Source organism: Leucobacter sp. (genome assembly GCF_053528595.1).
The window spans coordinates 15428-31969 of record NZ_JAIVPF010000078.1; the positions used below are offsets into that span (position 1 = coordinate 15428).

A 16542-nucleotide genomic window follows, 5' to 3' on the forward strand; every position below is an offset into this window, starting at 1 on the left:
CTCAGCCACAACCGGCGGGCGTCGAGCGGTATTCCCCCGGCCGTGCTAGGAGAAGGCGCGGTCGAAGGCGGTGACGGGGCTCGGCAGCACGGTCTCGCCCGTGAGGAAGCGATCGACCGATGCCGCGGCTGCCCGTCCCTCGGCGATCGCCCACACGATCAGCGACTGCCCGCGGCCGGCGTCGCCCGCCACGAACACGCCCGGCAGGCCCGTCGAGTAGTCCCGGTCCCGCTCGAAGGCCCCGCGGGCGCCCCGCGGCAGCGAGACCGTCGCGTCCTCGACCTCCTCGGGGCCGGTGAAGCCCATCGCGATGAGCACGAGGTCGGCTTCGATGAGCCGCTCGGTGCCGGGGATCGGCACGCGTCCCTCCTCGGTGAAACCGGTCTCGGCGACGCGCAGCGCGCGCACCGCGCCGTCGCCGTTGCTCACGAACTCGACGGTCGACGCCAGGTAGCGGCGCTCGCCGCCCTCCTCGTGCGAGCTCGACACCTCGAACAGCGTGGGGTGCACGGGCCAGGGCTGCGCGTCCGTGCGGCTCGGCGAGGGCCTGCGGCCGATCGCGAGATTGGTCACCGACCGCGCTCCCTGCCGGTGCGCGGTGCCGATGCAGTCGGCGCCCGTGTCGCCGCCGCCGATCACGACGACGTGCTTGCCCGCCGCGTCGATGGGGGTGGCCTCGAGCGCGCCCGACTGCACGCGGTTGGAGGCCGTCAGGTAGTCCATCGCGAAGTGCACGCCGTCGAGCTCGCGGCCGGGCAGCGGCAGCTCGCGCGGCACCGTGGCGCCCGTGGCGACCACCACGGCGTCGAAGCGGCGGCGCAGCTCGCTCCAGGACATGTCGCGCCCGATCTCGATGCCGCAGCGGAAGCGGGTGCCCTCCTGCTTGAGCTGCTCGACGCGCCGCGCGACGAGCTCCTTCTCGAGCTTGAAGTCGGGGATGCCGAGGCGCAGCAGGCCGCCGGGCTCCTCGTCGCGCTCGTACACGGCCACCGTGTGGCCGGCGCGGGTGAGCTGCTGCGCCGCCGCGAGCCCGGCGGGGCCGGATCCGACCACCGCGACCGTCTTGCCGGTGAGGCGCGAGGGCGGCTGCGGCTGCACCCAGCCGTTCGCGAACGCCTGATCGATGATGCTGTTCTCGATCTGCTTGATGGTCACGGAGGGCTGGTTGATGCCGAGCACGCACGCCGACTCGCAGGGCGCCGGGCAGGCGCGGCCGGTGAACTCCGGGAAGTTGTTCGTCTCGTGCAGGCGCTCGATCGCCTCGCGGCCGCGGCCGCGGTACATGAGATCGTTCCACTCCGGGATCAGATTGCCGAGCGGGCAGCCCTGGTGGCAGAAGGCCACGCCGCAGTCCATGCAGCGCGAGGCCTGGCGCGCGACGAGCTGGGGGTCGGCGGGGTCGACGACCTCGCGCCAGTCCTTGAGCCGGAGCGCGACGGGGCGCTTGGGGGCGAGCTCGCGCTCGCGCACCTTCAGGAATCCGCGGGGATCAGCCATGGGTCGCCTCCAGGATCTCGGACCAGACCCGCTCGCCGTCGGGGTCGATGCCCTGCTCGTTCGCGCGGACACGGATCTCGAGCACCCTCGAGTAGCCGCGCGGGATCAGTCGGGTGAAGCGCCCGAACAGGCGCTCCGGGTCGGCGTCGAAGTCGGCGAGCAGCTCGCCCGCGAGCACCGACCCGGTCTGCTCCCGGTGCCGGCGCAGCAGCGCCGCGATCTGCTCGCGGAGCTCGCCGTCCTCGGCCCTTAGGGGCTGCAGCATGAGCGCGCCGGAGCTGAGCTCGGCCGAGTTGACGTCGGCGGGGTCGAGGTCGAGGATCGCGGCCTCGCCGCCCGACATGCCGGCGCCGATGTTGCGTCCCGTCGGGCCGAGGATCAGCGCGAAGCCGCCGGTGAAGTACTCGAGCGCGTGATCGCCCGTGCCCTCGACGACGGCGGTCGCGCCGGATCCGCGCACGAGGAAGCGCTCGCCCACGGTACCGGCGATCCACAGGTTGCCGCTCGTCGCGCCGTAGCCGATCGTGTTGCCGGCGATCACGTTGCCGAAGGCCGGGTGCCCGGCGCCGGGGTGCGGCCGGATCGCGATCTCACCGCCCGAGAGCCCCTTGCCGACGTAGTCGTTGGCGTCGCCGATGAGACGCAGCGCGACGCCCGTCGGCAGGAACGCTCCGAGCGATTGCCCGGCCGAGCCCGTGAGGGTGACGTCGATCGTCTCGGGCGCCAGCCCCTCGGCTCCGTACCGCTTCGTCACCTCGTGCCCGAGCATGGTGCCCACGGCGCGGTCGATGTTGCGGATGGGGAGGTCGATGATCACCGGTTCGCGCCGCTCGAGCGCGTCGGCGGCCATCGGGATCAGCCGCGTGTCGAAGTGCTGCTCCAGCTCGTGGTCCTGCTCGGCGCCGTGCCGCCGCGGCTCGTCGGGACCGAACTCCGGCCCGCGCAGGATCGGCGTGAGGTCGAGCCCCTCCGCCTTCCAGTGCCGGATCGCGTCGTCCACGTCGAGGGCTGCCGTGTCGCCGACGGCCTCGGCGAGCGTGCGGTAGCCGAGCGACGCGAGGATCTCGCGCACCTCCTCGGCGATGAACCGGAAGAAGTTGACGACGTGCTCGGCCTTGCCCGTGAAGCGCTCGCGCAGCTCGGGGTTCTGCGTGGCGACGCCCACCGGGCAGGTGTCGAGGTGGCAGACGCGCATCATGATGCAGCCCGAGACCACGAGGGGCGCCGTCGCGAAGCCGAACTCCTCCGCGCCGAGCAGCGCGGCGACGACCACGTCGCGGCCGGTCTTCAGCTGGCCGTCCGCCTGCAGCACGACCCGCTCGCGCAGGCCGTTGAGCATGAGCGTCTGCTGCGCCTCGGCGAGGCCGAGCTCCCACGGCGATCCCGCGTGCTTGAGCGAGTTCATGGGGCTCGCGCCCGTGCCGCCGTCGTGGCCAGACACGAGGATCACGTCGGAGAGCGCTTTCGCGACTCCCGCCGCGACCGGGCCGATGCCGGACTGGGCCACGAGCTTCGTCGAGATCCGCGCCGACGGGTTCGCGCGCTTGAGGTCGAAGATGAGCTGCTTGAGATCCTCGATCGAGTAGATGTCGTGGTGCGGAGGCGGCGAGATGAGGCCGACGCCGGGCGTGGCGTGGCGCGTGCGCGCGATCCACGGATACATCTTCTGCGGCGGCAGCTGTCCGCCCTCGCCGGGCTTCGCACCCTGGGCGAGCTTGATCTGGATCTCGTCGGCGTGCGTCAGGTACATCGAGGTGACGCCGAACCGGCCCGAGGCCACCTGCTTGATCGCGCTGCGCCGCTCCGGGTCCAGCAGCCGGTCCTCGCTCTCGCCGCCCTCGCCCGTATTGGATCTGCCGCCGAGCAGGTTCATCGCGATCGCGAGCGTCTGATGCGCCTCCGGGGAGATCGAGCCGTAGCTCATCGCACCCGTGGCGAAGCGCTTCACGATCTCGCCGACCGGCTCCACCTCGCCGAGCGGCACGGGCGGCCGCTGCGGTGCGAAGCGGAAGAGGCCGCGCAGCGTCATGAGCCGCTCCTGCTGCTCGTTGACGCGCCGGGTGTACTCCGCGAAGATCTCGCGGCGGCCGGTGCGCGTGGCGTGCTGCAGCTTGTAGATGGTCTCGGGATCGAAGAGGTGCGGCTCCTCGCCGCGGCGCCACCGGTACTCGCCGCCGGTCTCGAGGTACTTGTGCGCGAGCGCCGCGGGATCGTCGGGGTACGCGGCCCGGTGCCGCGCGGCGACCTCGGTCGCGATCACGTCGAGGCCCACGCCGCCGAGCTTCGAGGCGGTGCCGGTGAAGTAGCGGTCGACCACGCCCTGCGACAGCCCGATGGCCTCGAAGGTCTGCGCACCGCAGTAGGAGGCGACGGTGGAGATGCCCATCTTGCTCATCACCTTGAGCATGCCCTTGCCGAGCGCCTTGATGAGCTTCGCGATCGCCTCCTCCTCGGTGACGCCCGGGATCGACCCGTTGCGCACGAGCAGGCCCACCGACTCCATGGCGAGGTAGGGGTTCACGGCCGCGGCGCCGTAGCCGATGAGGGCCGCGACGTGGTGCACCTCGCGCACGTCGCCGGCCTCCGCTATGAGTGCGACGCGCATGCGCTGCCCCTCGCGGATGAGATGGTGGTGCACCGCCGAGATCGCGAGCAGCGACGGCACCGGCGCCAGGTCCTTGTTCGAGTCGCGGTCGGAGAGGATGATGAACTCGGCGCCCGCGTCGATCGCGGCGCTCGCCTCGAGGCACATCGCCTCCAGGCGGTCGGCGAGGCCCTTCGCCTCGAAGTCGACCGGGTACAGGCCGCGGATCGTGACGGCGCGCTCCCGCTCGGGGTCGTCCCCGAAGTGCTGGATGCGTGCGAGCGCGTCGTTGTCGATGACCGGGAAGTCGAGGATCACCTGCCTGGCGTGGTCGACCGACTGGGCCAGGAGGTTCTCCTGGGGCCCGATGCTGGTGACGAGGCTCGTGACGAGCTCCTCGCGGAGCGCGTCGAGCGGCGGATTGGTGACCTGCGCGAACTGCTGCACGAAGTAGTCGTAGACGAGGCGCGGCCGGGTGGAGAGCGCCGCGATGGGCGTGTCGGTGCCCATCGCCGCGATGGGCTCGATGCCGTCGCGGGCCATCGGGGTGAGCAGCAGGCGCAGCTCCTCCTCGGTGTAGCCGAAGGTGCGCTGACGGCGAGTGATGGAGGCCGGCGGGTGCACCAGGTGCTCGCGCTCGGGCTGCTCGGAGAGCCGGATCAGCCCCTCCTCGACCCACTCCCCCCACGGCGCGAGGCTCGCGAGCTCCGCTTTGACCGCCTCGTCGTCGCGGATGCCGCCCGTCGCGAGGTCGACCGCGAGCATGCGGCCCGGCTGCAGGCGCCCCCGGCGGATGACGCGCTCGGGCGCGATGTCGAGCACCCCCGTCTCGCTGGCGATCACCATCATGCCGTCGTCCGTCACGAGGTACCGGCCCGGACGCAGCCCGTTGCGGTCGAGGGTCGCGACGAGCTGCCTGCCGTCGGTCGCGATCATCGCGGCGGGGCCGTCCCACGGCTCCATCACCAGGGAGTGGTACTCCAGGAAGCTCACGAGCTCCGGGTGGAGCCCCGTCTCGGACTCCCAGGCCTCGGGCACCATCATGGCGAGGGCGTGGGGCAGGGAGCGCCCGGCCATCACGAGCAGCTCGAGCACCTCGTCGAAGCTGGCCGAGTCGCTGCCGCCCTCCGAGCAGATCGGGAGCAGTGGACGGATGTCTCCGAGCAGCTCGGAGGAGAGCTGCCGCTCGCGGGCGCGCATCCAGTTGCGGTTGCCGCGCACGGTGTTGATCTCGCCGTTGTGCGCGACCAGGCGCAGCGGCTGCGCCAGGTGCCACGAGGGGAAGGTGTTGGTGGAGTAGCGCGAGTGCACGATCGCGAAGCGGCTGGCGAAGCGCTCGTCGGACAGCTCCGGGTAGAACGCGGGCAGCTGGAGGGTGGTCACCATGCCCTTGTAGACGATGGTGCGGGCGCTGAGCGACGGCAGGTAGCACCCGGTCTCGTGCTGCACCCGCTTGCGGGTGCGGAAGGCGCGGCGCTCGAGCTGATCGGCGTCGCAGACCCCGCCGGCGGCGGGCACGAGGATCAGCTGCTCGATGGCGGGGCTCGCCTCGCGGGCGCTGCCGCCGAGCACCTCGGGTCGCACGGCGACGGGTCGCCAGGCGAGCGCCGAGAGCCCCTCCTCCGCGGCGATGGCCGCGATGCGGTACTTCGCCGCCTTGCGCTCGGTCGACGCCCGTGGCAGGAAGGCGAGACCGGCGGCGTAGCCTCCGGCCTCGGGCAGGCGCAGCGCGGGATCGAACTCCGCGAGCGCCGCTCGGATGAAGGCGTCGGGGAGGTCGCTGAGGATGCCCGCCCCGTCGCCCGTGCCCGCGTCCGAACCGACCGCGCCGCGGTGCTCGAGATTCTCGAGCGCCTCGAGGGCGAGCGCCACGATCTCATGGCTCGCCTCCCCCGTCAGCGATACCACCGAGGCGAGGCCGCAGGCGTCTCGCTCATCGGCGGGGTCGTAGAGGCCCACCGGTGCGGGGAACGCGCCGGCGGTGGTGTTCGGGGTCTGCGTGCTCGGGGTCGCTGGGCGTACGGTCATCGACGTCCTCTCTGGTCTGCGGGACGTCGGCGGCCCGGGCGGTGCCACGCTCGGATCATCGCTTCGAGAACGACGACGTCACGGCGAAGCGCAGTGGCTGGAGCCTCAAATTTACCACTCGTTTCTTCGGCGAAACGAATCCGTAATCGTAGTTTCTACAACTGATTCGGAAAAGTGCGCATATTTACCGAACATCATGCGGAACAGCTTGACGTTCGCCGCACACGACGAAGCCGTGTAACAGGATCGAAACACAGTCGTCGCCGGGGTGAAATCGGGTCGAAAAAAGAGAGCGTCCGATAGTCGAAAACCCGGCCTGAGGCCGTTCAACTATCGGACGCTCGTCGCGCTCGAGGTTCGCTCAGACCTCGCCGCCGAAGCTCGAGGTGTCGCCCACGAGACGGGTGTGATCGGCCGGCACGGGATCGACCGCGGCGCGGGCGACCTCGGCCGCGAACTCGGAGACGTTGTAGAGCTTGCCCGCCTGCTCGCGGCGCTCCTCGATGGCGCCGGGGTTGAGGCGGTTGAGCAGCGTCGCGGTGACGGTGCCCTCGATCATGTCGCCGGATACGACGGTGAAGCCGATCCCGCGCTCCTCGAGCTCGGGGATGCGCTCGCGCAGCGCGTCCTCACCGGCGCGCTTCGACTCGGCGACGGGCACGTACTCCGGCATGGTCGGGGTCGTGCGGATGAAGTGCGCCTGATGGCTCGTCACGAAGACGACCCGCGATCCCTCGCCCATGAGCGGCAGGGCCGCATCGAGCACCGAGAGCTGGGCGTCCCGGTTGAGCTTCAGCGCGTAGTCCTCCTCCATGCCGCTCTCCATGCCGCCCGAGGCGTTGAGCACGAGGATGTCGAGACCGCCGAACTCGCGCTGCACCGCCGTCATCATGTCCGCGACCGACTGCGGGTCGGTGAGATCCGCGCCCTGCACGATCGCGCGGACGCCGAGCTCGCCGAGCCCGGCCGCGAGCTTCTCGGCGCGCGGAGCCTTGTTGCGGAAGTTGATGACCACGTCCGCACCGGCCTCGGCGAAGTAGCGCACCGTGTCCGCGCCGATGCCGCGGGACGATCCCGTCACGAGCGCGCGGCGGCCGGCGAGGCTGCCGGGTTCAAGAATCTGTGTCACAAGGGCTCCTCAATCGTCTCGATCACGTGCCTCCAGAGTAGTGGACCGCCGGGAGAAAGCCGGGCATGGGGTATCGGGAACGGCGGTCGAGCGGGTACGCTGCAAAGCATGGCGAAGGCGCCTCTGAGACCGGTGGCGCCGGAGCCGTAACCGATAGGCGAGGAGGTTCTCACCATGGCCGACCGAACGCTTCGCGGAACGCGCATCGGCGCGACGAGCCTGCAGGGCGAGGAGGGCGTCGAGCTCTCCCCCAGGCGCACCGTGGAATACCTCACCGATCGCGGCACCCGCTTCGCCGTCCTGTTCGACGCCGACGCCGAGCCCCCGGCCGAGTGGGTCGATCAGAAGAGCGGTGAGCTCGGTTTCCTCGACGACGAGGCCGGACGAGCCGCCCGCGCCGAGTTCGAGGAGAAGGAGTCCTCGCAGCGCACCCCCTGGGACATGCTCATCGAGCGCCGCACCCGGGAGGAGCTCGAAGAGCTGCTGGAGGAGCGGCTCCAGCTACTCCGCGCGCGCCGCGGCGGCAAGTGACGGCGCCGGGTCCCGCTCCTCGGCGCTGATCTCCGAGCCGGGGACCTCCGGCGCGGGCTCCGGGACCGCCGACGCGCGATCGCCGGCGTCGCCCCGCATGGCCTCGTCCCAGCGCCGCCGGGTTCCCCGGCTGAGCCGCCTCCATGAGCGGTCCCGGATGAACACCGCATCGATCGCGATCATCGTGAGCGAGAACCACGGCAGGCCCATCGCCACCCCGATCGCGATGTGGAAGCTGAGGATCCCCGCCAGCGCCACGAGACGGGTCGGGCGCGTCAGCAGCATCAGCGGGAAGCCGATCTGCAGCAGGATCGATCCCCAGGCGGCGATCGCGACCGCGGGCCCCCAGAAGGTCAGCAGATCCGACAGCACCGGCCAGGTGCCGAAGCGCATGGTGCTCAGCGGGTCGTAGACGGCCCAGCCGCCCGCCCACGGCGCGCCCTGCGCCTTGTAGAGCCCGCCCGCCACGTAGACGAAGGACACCTGCGCGACGAGCGCGACGAGCGCCAGGTTGTGCAGCACCGTGCCGAGCTGGCGCGGCGCCGAACCCTCGCGGAACCACTCGCCCCGCCTGGCCCGGCGCCGGGCGTCGAGCGACCACCGCGCGGCGGGGTCGGCGAAGAACATCAGGATGAGCGCGATCCGCTGCATGTTGTCGCTCTGATCGCCCACCATGTCGTTCGCCTCGATGAAGCTCACCCATGCGACGAAGAACACCGGGAGCACGATGCGGAACCGCCACCCGAGGATGAACAGCACGGCGAGCAGGACGAGGGCGACGTAGCAGAGCGTGTACCAGAAGTCGTCGGCGGCCACCCGGTTGAACAGGCTGAAGAGCCAGATGTTCGGGAAGTCGCTCGCCGGCTGCCGGATCTCGCCGTTCCACGCGGACCCCGAGCCGAATGTGTAGAGGCGGGTGCCGAAGTTCGACAGCAGGAGGCCCAGCATCGCGCCGCCGAAGAGCATGCGCGTCACCGCGAGGCCGTAGACCGCCTTCTTGCCGTCGAAGAGCCACCGCTCGCAGAAGAGCACCGCGGCGCCCAGCCCCTCCACGACCGCCGTCCAGGCGGCGCCGATCACCGATCCCGCGAAGGCGCCGAAGCGCGCGATCGGTGTCCGAGAACCGCCCCGCCGCCGGCTCATCCGCTGATCCTCTCGTACTGCGCGCGGAACACGTGCGCGAAGTTCTCGTCGCTCTGCCCCGGCTCCGTCAGTCGAGCCCGCCAGCCGGACTCGGTCATCATCGGCTCGGGGCGCTGCACGCCCGGCGTGTGGCGGTCGGCGAAGGGCACGACGTTCTGGCGGCTCACGCGGAACTGCACCGACCGCACCTCGTCGCCCCAGACGGCCCCCGCCACCTGCGTCGCGTACGCGGTCGAGAGGTGATCCGCCTCGAGATAGCGGTCGACCTCGGCCTCGCCCGCCTCCTCTCCGAGCAGGTCGGCCCCGTCCCCGTTCGTCGGGCCGGCGAGCAGCGCCTCGCGCAGTTCGCCCTCCCACCCCTCGGAGCGGAAGGCCTCGGCGACGACACCCTGCTGATCGCGTCCCAGCGCATCGTAGGCGTTCTTGTACCGGGAGGCCACCTCGGACGACTGGATCCCCGCGCGCGGCGGGAAGAGGTTGTAGCGGATCATCGAGAGTTCGACGTCGGTCGCGCTCACCCAGCCCGTCTCGATCTCCTCGCCGTCCTGCTCGATGATCGCCCGCACGTTGAAGTGGTAGTCGCCGTTGATGGGCTCGGGGGCGAACACGCTCCACGACTGGCCGAAGAACGGGATCATGTACGAGCTCAGCGCGTCGCCCGGCACCACCTCCCGCAGCGGCGTGGGCGGGCCGATCCAGAGGAACGAGGCGAAGACGTGCCAGGCGGTCAGCAGCACGGCGCCGAAAGCCACCAGGCGCACCCAGACCCTGGGCCGCGCGCTCCCCCGTTCGGGCGCGATCGTGTCTTCAGCGCTCACTCGTTCCCCCTTGCCGGTTCCCCCAGCCCTAGATTACACATGGTCCAGGGAACCGCGCGCGCTCTCCGCACGCGCGCCGCGCCGCGCCCGCGCGGAACCCGCGATGCCGCCGATGACGCCCAGCGCTCCCACGAGCAGCCATCCCGCCGCGATCGCCGCTCCGAGCCTCAGCGCGGGGGTCTCGCCGCTCGTGAGGGGCACCTCCGCGACCATGGCCCCTGCCGTGTGCGGCACGAGCCGGTCGAGGTCGGCTCCGTCCGGCGCGACCACCGCGCTCGTGCCCACCGTCGAGATGTTCACGAGCCCGCGGCCCGTCTCGACCGCGCGCAGCCGCGCGATCGCGAGCTGCTGCGCGCTCTCGTCGGTACGGCCGAAATCGGCGTTGTTCGTCTGCGCCAGGATCAGTTCGGCCCCCGCGTCCATCATCGCGACGGCCTGCCTGTCGAAGATGATGTCGAAGCAGATCGCGATCCCGGCCTGCACGTCGCCGCCCGGCGTGCCGATGCCGAAGGCTGCGGGCCGGGTACCCGCGGCGTACTCGAGCTGCACGAGATCCACCAGATCGGGAACGAGGGCGTGGAAGAACTCCCGATTCGGCATGTACTCGGCGAACGGCACCGGGTAGCGCTTGTCATACCTGCCCGGGAGGGCGCCCTCGGCGCCCCAGACGAGCGAGCTGTTGGTGTAGCTGCCGTCGTCGTTCGGCAGTATCGAGCCGATGACGATCGGCGCCCCGGCGCGCTCGGCGAGCTTCGCCACCCGGTACCCGCTCAGCGGGCTGCCCGGCAGGTCGAACTCCGCGCTGTTCTCCGGCCAGACGATGAGGTCGACGTGCTCGCCCTCGGCTTCGAGCCGGTCGAGCAGCTCCGACGTCGCCTCGACGTGGTCGTTCAGCACCGAGCCGGACTCGCGATCGTCGAAAATGCCCGACTTCGAGTTGCCCTGCACCGCCGCAATCCGCAGCGAGCCGGTGGGGTCGGGCGTCGCGGCGGGGACGACCCCGAGCAGCAGGATCAGCGCGGCGGCGGTCGCCGCCGCCGGCAGCGCACGACGGATCCGACCGCCCCCGGCGCGCGCGAACACGGCCGCGACCGGCAGTGCGCACGCCAGGGCGAGGACCCCCGAGAGTCCCGAGAAGCCCAGCCACGACACCGACTGCAGGAGCGGCCCATCGGCCTGGGTATGGGCGAGCCGTCCCCATGGGAAGCCGCCGTACGGCCACGCCCCCTGCACGCTCTCGCGCAGCACCCAGAGCCCGGCGATCGCGAGCGCCTGGACGCAGGGCATTGCGCCCGCGGGCAGCGCTCGCCGCGACCGGCTCGGAGCGCGGGGGTCCGCGCTCGGGGGACGGCGCGAGAGGAGCGCGAGGCCCCGTGTCGTCACCGCGGCCGCGCAGCCGAACAGGGCGAACCAGAGGATCATGACCGCGCACAGGCCGAGCCACGGGATCGGGCCGAGGTACAGCGTGAGCCACGAGATGTGCGGCATCCAGAACGCGGCCCCGGCCGCGGCGCCCGCGGCCAGCCCGATCCCCCACCGCTGCTGCCACACCCCGGTGAGGACCAGCGCCGCTCCGGGGAGCGCGGCCCACCACCACGCGAGCGCGGGGCTCGCGGCGTCGAGCAGCAGCCCTCCCGCGGCCGCGCACGCGAGCGCCGCCCACCAGGGCAGCCTCGGCGTCAGGTCGCGCGGCTCCGGCGGCACGGCGTCACTGGCCACTCGAGGCCTCGACGATACCGCGCCGCACGCTCCGCTTCGCCTCGCGCGCCAGCCGGGCGAGCCCGCCCAGCCGGTCCTCGTCGAGACCGGCGAGCACGGCCGTCTCGGAGGCCTGGGCGATCTGATCGAGCAGGTCGATCGTCTGCTTCGACCAGCGCACGAAGTCGCCCGCCCCGATGCCCGAGCGGTCGAGCACCTCCTCGATCGGGCGGCCCGACGACCAGGCGTGCATGGTGGCGGCCAGACCGGCGTGCGGCATCTCGCTGCGCGGCAGGCGGGAGCGCTCGGCCAGGTCGTCCAGCCGCACCCACGCGTCGAGCACCCGGTCGTGCGCGGCCGCGAACGCGGCGCCCCCGGGCAGCGCCGGTGCGCCCTCGTCGTCCCGGCGCGGCTCGTAGCTCAGCACGCAGCACATCGCCGCGAGCCCGGCGGCGTCGAGGCCGCGGAGCGCGTCGTGCCGCAGGCACTCGGCCACGAGCAGATCGCGCTCGCCGTAGATGCGACGCAGCAGCTCGCCCCAGGGGGTGACCTCCGGCTCGCCGCCGACCCGTTCCAGGTACCCGAGCTCGAGCAGCAGATCCACCACGCGGTCGAAGGTGCGCGCGATCGTTCCCGTGCGCGAGGCGATCTGCCGGCGGCCGCGCTCGATGCGGCGGCGCAGCTTTCGCGCGCGATCCTCCCAGCGCCTGCGATCCGCGCCCTGCGATCGCGCGGCCGCGGCGTCGTATCCCTCGAGCGAGCCCTGCTCGGCCCGCAGCTCCCGCGCCTGATCGACCACCGCGCGATCGGCCTGGAACTGCGCGAAGGAGAGCTCGAGCGTGTCGCGCACCCGCGCCTCGTCCATGCGCTGCAGCAGATTGACCGCCATGTTCGGCGTGGGGCGGAAGCTGGAGCGCACCGGGAACGAGCGGGCGCCGGCGAGGTGCGCGAGCGCCTCGAGGTCCACGCCGTCGCTCCACACCACGACCGCGTGCCCCTCGGTGTCGATCCCGCGCCGGCCGGCCCGACCGGTGAGCTGGGTGTACTCGCCCGAGGTGAGCGGCACCCGCTGCTCGCCGTTGAACTTGTCGAGCCGCTCGATCACCACGGCGCGCGCGGGCATGTTGATGCCGAGCGCCAGCGTCTCGGTGGCGAACACCAGCTTGACGAGGCGGCGCTGGAAGAGCTGCTCGACGACGGTCTTGAAGGTCGGCAGCAGGCCCGCGTGGTGGGCGGCCACGCCCCGCTCGAGCCCGGCGAGCCACTCCCGCACGCCCAGCACCCGCCGCTCCTCGTCGCTCATGCCGCGCACCTCCGCGCGCGCGATGCGGCGGATCTCGTCGCGCTCCTCGCGCGTCGTGAGCGAGATCCCCTCGTAGAGGCACTGGCGCACGGCCTGGTCGCAGCCGTTGCGACTGAAGATGAAGACGATGGCGGGCAGCAGCTCCGTCTCGTCGAGCGCGCGCACGATGTCCGCGCGCGAGATCCGGCGGCTGCGGCGCACCGGCGCACGGCCGCGCGATCGCTCCCGGCCGCCGCGATCGCCGTATCCGTCGGAGTCGCGGCCGCCCCGTCGGCGCTCCCCCGGCCGCCCGGAGCCGCGGCCGCCCTCGAGCATGCGCAGCTCCGGGTTGATCCGGCCGCCGCGGGCCGTCCCGGCCTCCCCGTCCCGGCCGACGTAGAGCGGCAGCAGCGCCTTCGAGGTGAGCACGTGCTGGTAGAGCGGCACGGGCCGGTGCTCGGACAGGATCACGTCGGTCTCGCCGCGCACCGCGTGCATCCAGTCGCCGAACTCCTCGGCGTTCGACACCGTGGCCGAGAGCGATACGAGGCGCACGCTCTGGGGCAGGTGCAGGATGATCTCCTCCCACACGGCGCCGCGGAAGCGGTCCCCCAGGTAGTGCACCTCGTCGAGCACCACGAAGGCGAGATCCTCGAGCGGGGAGCGCGACCCGGTGCCGGAGCCGGATCGGCCATCGGCGTCGTCCGCGTAGATCATGTTGCGCAGCACCTCGGTCGTCATCACGACGATGGGGGCGTCGCCGCGCAGGTTCACGTCCCCGGTGAGCAGCCCGACCTCGTCCTCGCCGTACTCGGCGCAGAGCTCGTGGAACTTCTGGTTGGAGAGCGCCTTGATGGGCGCCGTGTAGAAGATGCGCGCGTCGCGCTCGCGCCGTGCGAGATACACGGCGAACTCGGCGACGGTCGTCTTGCCGGAGCCCGTCGGAGCCGCGACGAGCACGCTGCGCCCCTCCTCCAGCCGCTCGCAGGCCGTGCGCTGGAAGGCGTCGAGCGGATAGCCGATCCGGCGCTCGAAGTGGGCGAGCGCGGTGTCTCCGGTCATTCGCCGTCCCGCGCGGGTTCGTCGTCGATGCCGTACTCCGCGAGCTCCGCGGCGCGGCGCTTGTCGATGCGCCGGTCGTGCAGGATCGCGACCCCCGCAGCCCCGAAGTAGAGCACGACGATGGGGGCGGCGAGCAGGAACATGCTCATGAGGTCGGCCGCGGGAGTGGCGATCCCGGCGAACAGGATGATGCACAGCAGCGCGACCCGCCAGCTCTTGAGGATCGACTTCCCGCGGAGCACCCCGAGGAAGTTGAGCATCACGAGGAACAGCGGCATGACGAAGCCGACGCCGACGGCGAGCAGCAGCTTGATCGTGAAGTCGAGATAGCGCCTGGCCCCGATGAACGCCGCGTCCTCGGCGGGCGCGAAGCTCGTCAGCAGCGTCACGATGTTCGGGATCACGAGCCACCCGGCGAAGGCGCCGCCGAGGAAGAGCGGGACCGCGAGGCCCAGGAACGTGAAGCCGTAGAGCTTCTCGCGCTTGGTGAGGCCGGGGGCCAGGAACGCCCAGATCTGGTAGAGCCAGACGGGGCAGGCGAGGATCACGCCGATGAACAGCGAGATCTGGATCTTGAGATCGAAGGCGCCGGTGATGTCGTCGTAGTTGATCTGCGCGGCGCGGCCCTGCTGCTCGGCGATGTCGTAGATGGGCTGCCGCAGCATGTCCCAGACCCAGTCGGAGAGGAACCAGCCCGCGACGAGCCCGATCGCGATCGCGATCGCCGAGATGATCAGGCGGTTGCGGAACTCGATCAGGTGCTCGCCGAGGCTCATGCGTCTGTCCGCGTTGCGCTGCTTCCGCGCCTGCTTCGCCATTCGCTCAGTGTATCCCAGGCCACCTGTGGTTTCGGACGCGCGCACGCCGTCGATCGCCTCCACGACTAGTCCCCGTAAGCGGAGAGCGCTCGTTCGGCCCACTCGCGCACGGCCTCCCTCGCCTCCCGCGGATGCTCGATCACGATCTCGCCCGGCGCGCGTTGCACCAGCCGCACCGCGGTACCGGGGTGCCAGGCCTCGATGCGCACGCGGAGCCGGCCATCCTCGGCCCCGATCGGCTCGGGCGAGAAGGCGCTGATCCTCGGCAGCGCGCGCTCCGAGACCGTCGCGACGATCTCGGTCATCGGCCGCCGCTGCGGCAGCGGGACCGCCCTCGGCTCCACCGCCTCGTCGAGCTCGCGGAGCTCGCGCATCTGATCGACCCGGAAGGTGCGCTCGGCCTGCCGCTCCAGGCAGAAGCCCCGCAGGTACCAGGCCCCGGAGTCCTGCGTCAGGGCCAGGGGCTCCACCCGGCGCGAGCTGGCGGCGCCGGAGGCGTCGCGGTAGTCGAAGGCCAGCACCCGCCCGGAACCGATCGCCGACACGATCCCGGGGATCCTCGGATCCTGTGGGTCCGCGGTCACGGAGATGGGACGGCGGTCGGGTCCGCCCAGCGCCCGTCCCAGCTTCGCCGCGGTGCGCCGTGCGAGCTCCGCCTCCTCGGGGCGCAGCAGCGGCGTCAGCGCGTGCAGTCCCGCGACCAGCGCGGCCGTCTCGGTCTGCGCGAAGCGGGGCGCCTCGTCGACGGCGACGGTCCGCGTGAGGCTGACCACATCGTCCTGCTCCAGCGCGTCCCAGTCGATGTCGAAGAGGTCCTCGTGCTGATAGCTCAGCGTCTCCCCCGGCACGCCCGCGGTGCCGAGGAAGCGCACGAGCGAGCGCAGCAGCTCGGCCGGCACCTCGAACGCCTCGGCCAGTCGCGGCACCGGAGTCGGTCCGTGTTCGCGCAGGTACGGTACGAGCGAGAGCAGCAGCAGCACCCGATCCGGGGCGATGACGTTCTTATGCATCGGCGGCCTCCTCCGCGGTCCGGCCGGCCGCGGGCCACTCCCCCGCGCGATCGACGGCGGTGCGATCGACGGCGTGCTGATCCGCGGCGCGGCGCAGCCCGGCGATGACCAGGTCGCGCAGTGCTTCGGGCTCGACCACCACGACCTCCGAGCCGTAGCCGATCAGCTCGGCGGCGAAGACGTGCCGATCGAGCACGCCGATCCGCAGCTCCGCGGTCTCCTCGGTGCGCGCGTCGCCGTCGCCGAGTCGTTCTGCCCGCGGCGCCAACCTCGCCTCGGCCGCCGATCCCCTGCGCACGCGCAGAACCGCCGGCTGCCGCTCGGGCAGTCGCAGCAGCTCCTCGACGATCCCGTCGGCACGGGCGTGGAGCGCGGGATCGAAGCGCGCATTCGAGACCCGCACCGGGCCCGAGATGCGCTCCAGCAGGAAGACGCGGTCCGCGTCCCGCTCGAGGTCCCGCGCGATGAGGTGCCAGCGCCCGTCCGCCCGGTGCAGCCGCAGCGGCGCCACCCGCCGCTCGAGCGGCGTCTCGCGGCTCGGCAGCGTGTATCCGAAGTGCACCACCCGGTCCTCGTCGATCGCGCGCTGCAGCGGAGCGGCCGCCGGCTCCGCCGAGCCGAGACTCGGGGCCACGCCGAGCTCCCGCACGTCGAGGCCGGCGCCCAGCGCCTCGAGCTTCATGGCCGCCCGCCGCGACTCGGCGCTCAGACTGCCCTCGCGCCAGGCGAGCGCCGCGAGCCGCAGCAGCATCAGCTCGTCCTCGTCGAAGCGCAGCTCCCGCGGGAACTCGAGCAGCTCCTTCGCGATGCGGTAGCGGGTGAGCTGGTTGTTGCCCGGCTCGAGCGGCGAGTCGCGGGTCTCGATCTGGATCCCGAGCGCCCGCAGCTGCTCCTTGTCGCGCTCGAACTGCCGGTCGAGCGCGGCGCCGGGGCCCTCGGCCC

The 16542-nt window shown here is 72.0% G+C and carries 11 protein-coding genes; 1 reads left to right on the forward strand and 10 read right to left on the reverse strand.

Features of this window, described 5'->3' with window-relative positions; genetic code table 11:
* Positions 1-45: 45 nt before the first annotated feature.
* The 3 genes from ACWKZU_RS15935 to ACWKZU_RS15945 all read right to left on the reverse strand — a co-directional run bounded on the left by ACWKZU_RS15935 (position 46) and on the right by ACWKZU_RS15945 (position 7238).
* On the reverse strand, positions 46-1497 hold the full coding sequence (locus ACWKZU_RS15935; RefSeq protein ID WP_449283314.1) for a glutamate synthase subunit beta: 1452 nt from the start codon (positions 1495-1497) through the stop codon (positions 46-48).
* Entirely contained in the window at positions 1490-6109 is a 4620-nt protein-coding gene (gene gltB, locus ACWKZU_RS15940; RefSeq protein WP_449283315.1) for a glutamate synthase large subunit, read from the reverse strand. The genes ACWKZU_RS15935 and gltB overlap by 8 nt, the downstream gene beginning before the upstream one ends.
* 361 nt (positions 6110-6470) lie before the next feature.
* Positions 6471-7238 (reverse strand): SDR family oxidoreductase, encoded by a 768-nt coding sequence (locus tag ACWKZU_RS15945; protein WP_449283316.1) that lies wholly within the window; start codon positions 7236-7238, stop codon positions 6471-6473.
* A gap of 174 nt (positions 7239-7412) precedes the next feature.
* Here ACWKZU_RS15945 and ACWKZU_RS15950 point away from each other — a divergent pair, with 174 nt between their 5' ends.
* Positions 7413-7769: an RNA polymerase-binding protein RbpA gene (locus ACWKZU_RS15950; RefSeq protein ID WP_449283317.1), complete on the forward strand. Its 357-nt coding sequence runs from the start codon at positions 7413-7415 to the stop codon at positions 7767-7769.
* Here ACWKZU_RS15950 and ACWKZU_RS15955 read toward each other — a convergent pair.
* The 7 genes from ACWKZU_RS15955 to ACWKZU_RS15985 form a co-directional block, all read right to left on the reverse strand.
* Complete coding sequence (locus ACWKZU_RS15955) at positions 7740-8912, reverse strand: HTTM domain-containing protein (RefSeq protein WP_449283318.1); 1173 nt, start codon at positions 8910-8912, stop codon at positions 7740-7742. The genes ACWKZU_RS15950 and ACWKZU_RS15955 overlap by 30 nt on opposite strands.
* On the reverse strand, positions 8909-9730 hold the full coding sequence (locus ACWKZU_RS15960; protein WP_449283319.1) for a DUF5819 family protein: 822 nt from the start codon (positions 9728-9730) through the stop codon (positions 8909-8911). Before ACWKZU_RS15960 ends, ACWKZU_RS15955 begins: the two co-directional genes overlap by 4 nt.
* A gap of 33 nt (positions 9731-9763) precedes the next feature.
* Positions 9764-11449, reverse strand: a complete 1686-nt coding sequence (lnt, locus tag ACWKZU_RS15965) for an apolipoprotein N-acyltransferase (RefSeq protein WP_449283320.1) — start codon at positions 11447-11449, stop codon at positions 9764-9766.
* Complete coding sequence (locus tag ACWKZU_RS15970) at positions 11439-13772, reverse strand: DEAD/DEAH box helicase (protein WP_449283321.1); 2334 nt, start codon at positions 13770-13772, stop codon at positions 11439-11441. The genes lnt and ACWKZU_RS15970 overlap by 11 nt, the downstream gene beginning before the upstream one ends.
* Complete coding sequence (gene tatC / locus ACWKZU_RS15975; protein WP_449283322.1) at positions 13769-14590, reverse strand: twin-arginine translocase subunit TatC; 822 nt, start codon at positions 14588-14590, stop codon at positions 13769-13771. The genes ACWKZU_RS15970 and tatC overlap by 4 nt, the downstream gene beginning before the upstream one ends.
* Positions 14591-14655: 65 nt before the next feature.
* On the reverse strand, positions 14656-15600 hold the full coding sequence (locus ACWKZU_RS15980) for a helix-turn-helix transcriptional regulator (RefSeq protein WP_449283323.1): 945 nt from the start codon (positions 15598-15600) through the stop codon (positions 14656-14658).
* A partial coding sequence (locus ACWKZU_RS15985) for a helix-turn-helix transcriptional regulator (protein ID WP_449283324.1) occupies positions 15593-16542 on the reverse strand: 950 nt, incomplete at its 5' end. The genes ACWKZU_RS15980 and ACWKZU_RS15985, both read right to left, overlap by 8 nt.

Excerpts from the sequence above, each read along its gene's own strand:
- ACWKZU_RS15935 (WP_449283314.1), bottom strand. The coding sequence starts at position 1,497 with ATGGCTGATCCCCGCGGATTCCTGAAGGTGCGCGAGCGCGAGCTCGCC.
- gltB (WP_449283315.1), bottom strand. The coding sequence starts at position 6,109 with ATGACCGTACGCCCAGCGACCCCGAGCACGCAGACCCCGAACACCACC.
- ACWKZU_RS15950 (WP_449283317.1), top strand. The coding sequence starts at position 7,413 with ATGGCCGACCGAACGCTTCGCGGAACGCGCATCGGCGCGACGAGCCTG.
- ACWKZU_RS15955 (WP_449283318.1), bottom strand. The coding sequence starts at position 8,912 with ATGAGCCGGCGGCGGGGCGGTTCTCGGACACCGATCGCGCGCTTCGGC.
- ACWKZU_RS15970 (WP_449283321.1), bottom strand. The coding sequence starts at position 13,772 with ATGACCGGAGACACCGCGCTCGCCCACTTCGAGCGCCGGATCGGCTAT.
- tatC (WP_449283322.1), bottom strand. The coding sequence starts at position 14,590 with ATGGCGAAGCAGGCGCGGAAGCAGCGCAACGCGGACAGACGCATGAGC.
- ACWKZU_RS15980 (WP_449283323.1), bottom strand. The coding sequence starts at position 15,600 with ATGCATAAGAACGTCATCGCCCCGGATCGGGTGCTGCTGCTGCTCTCG.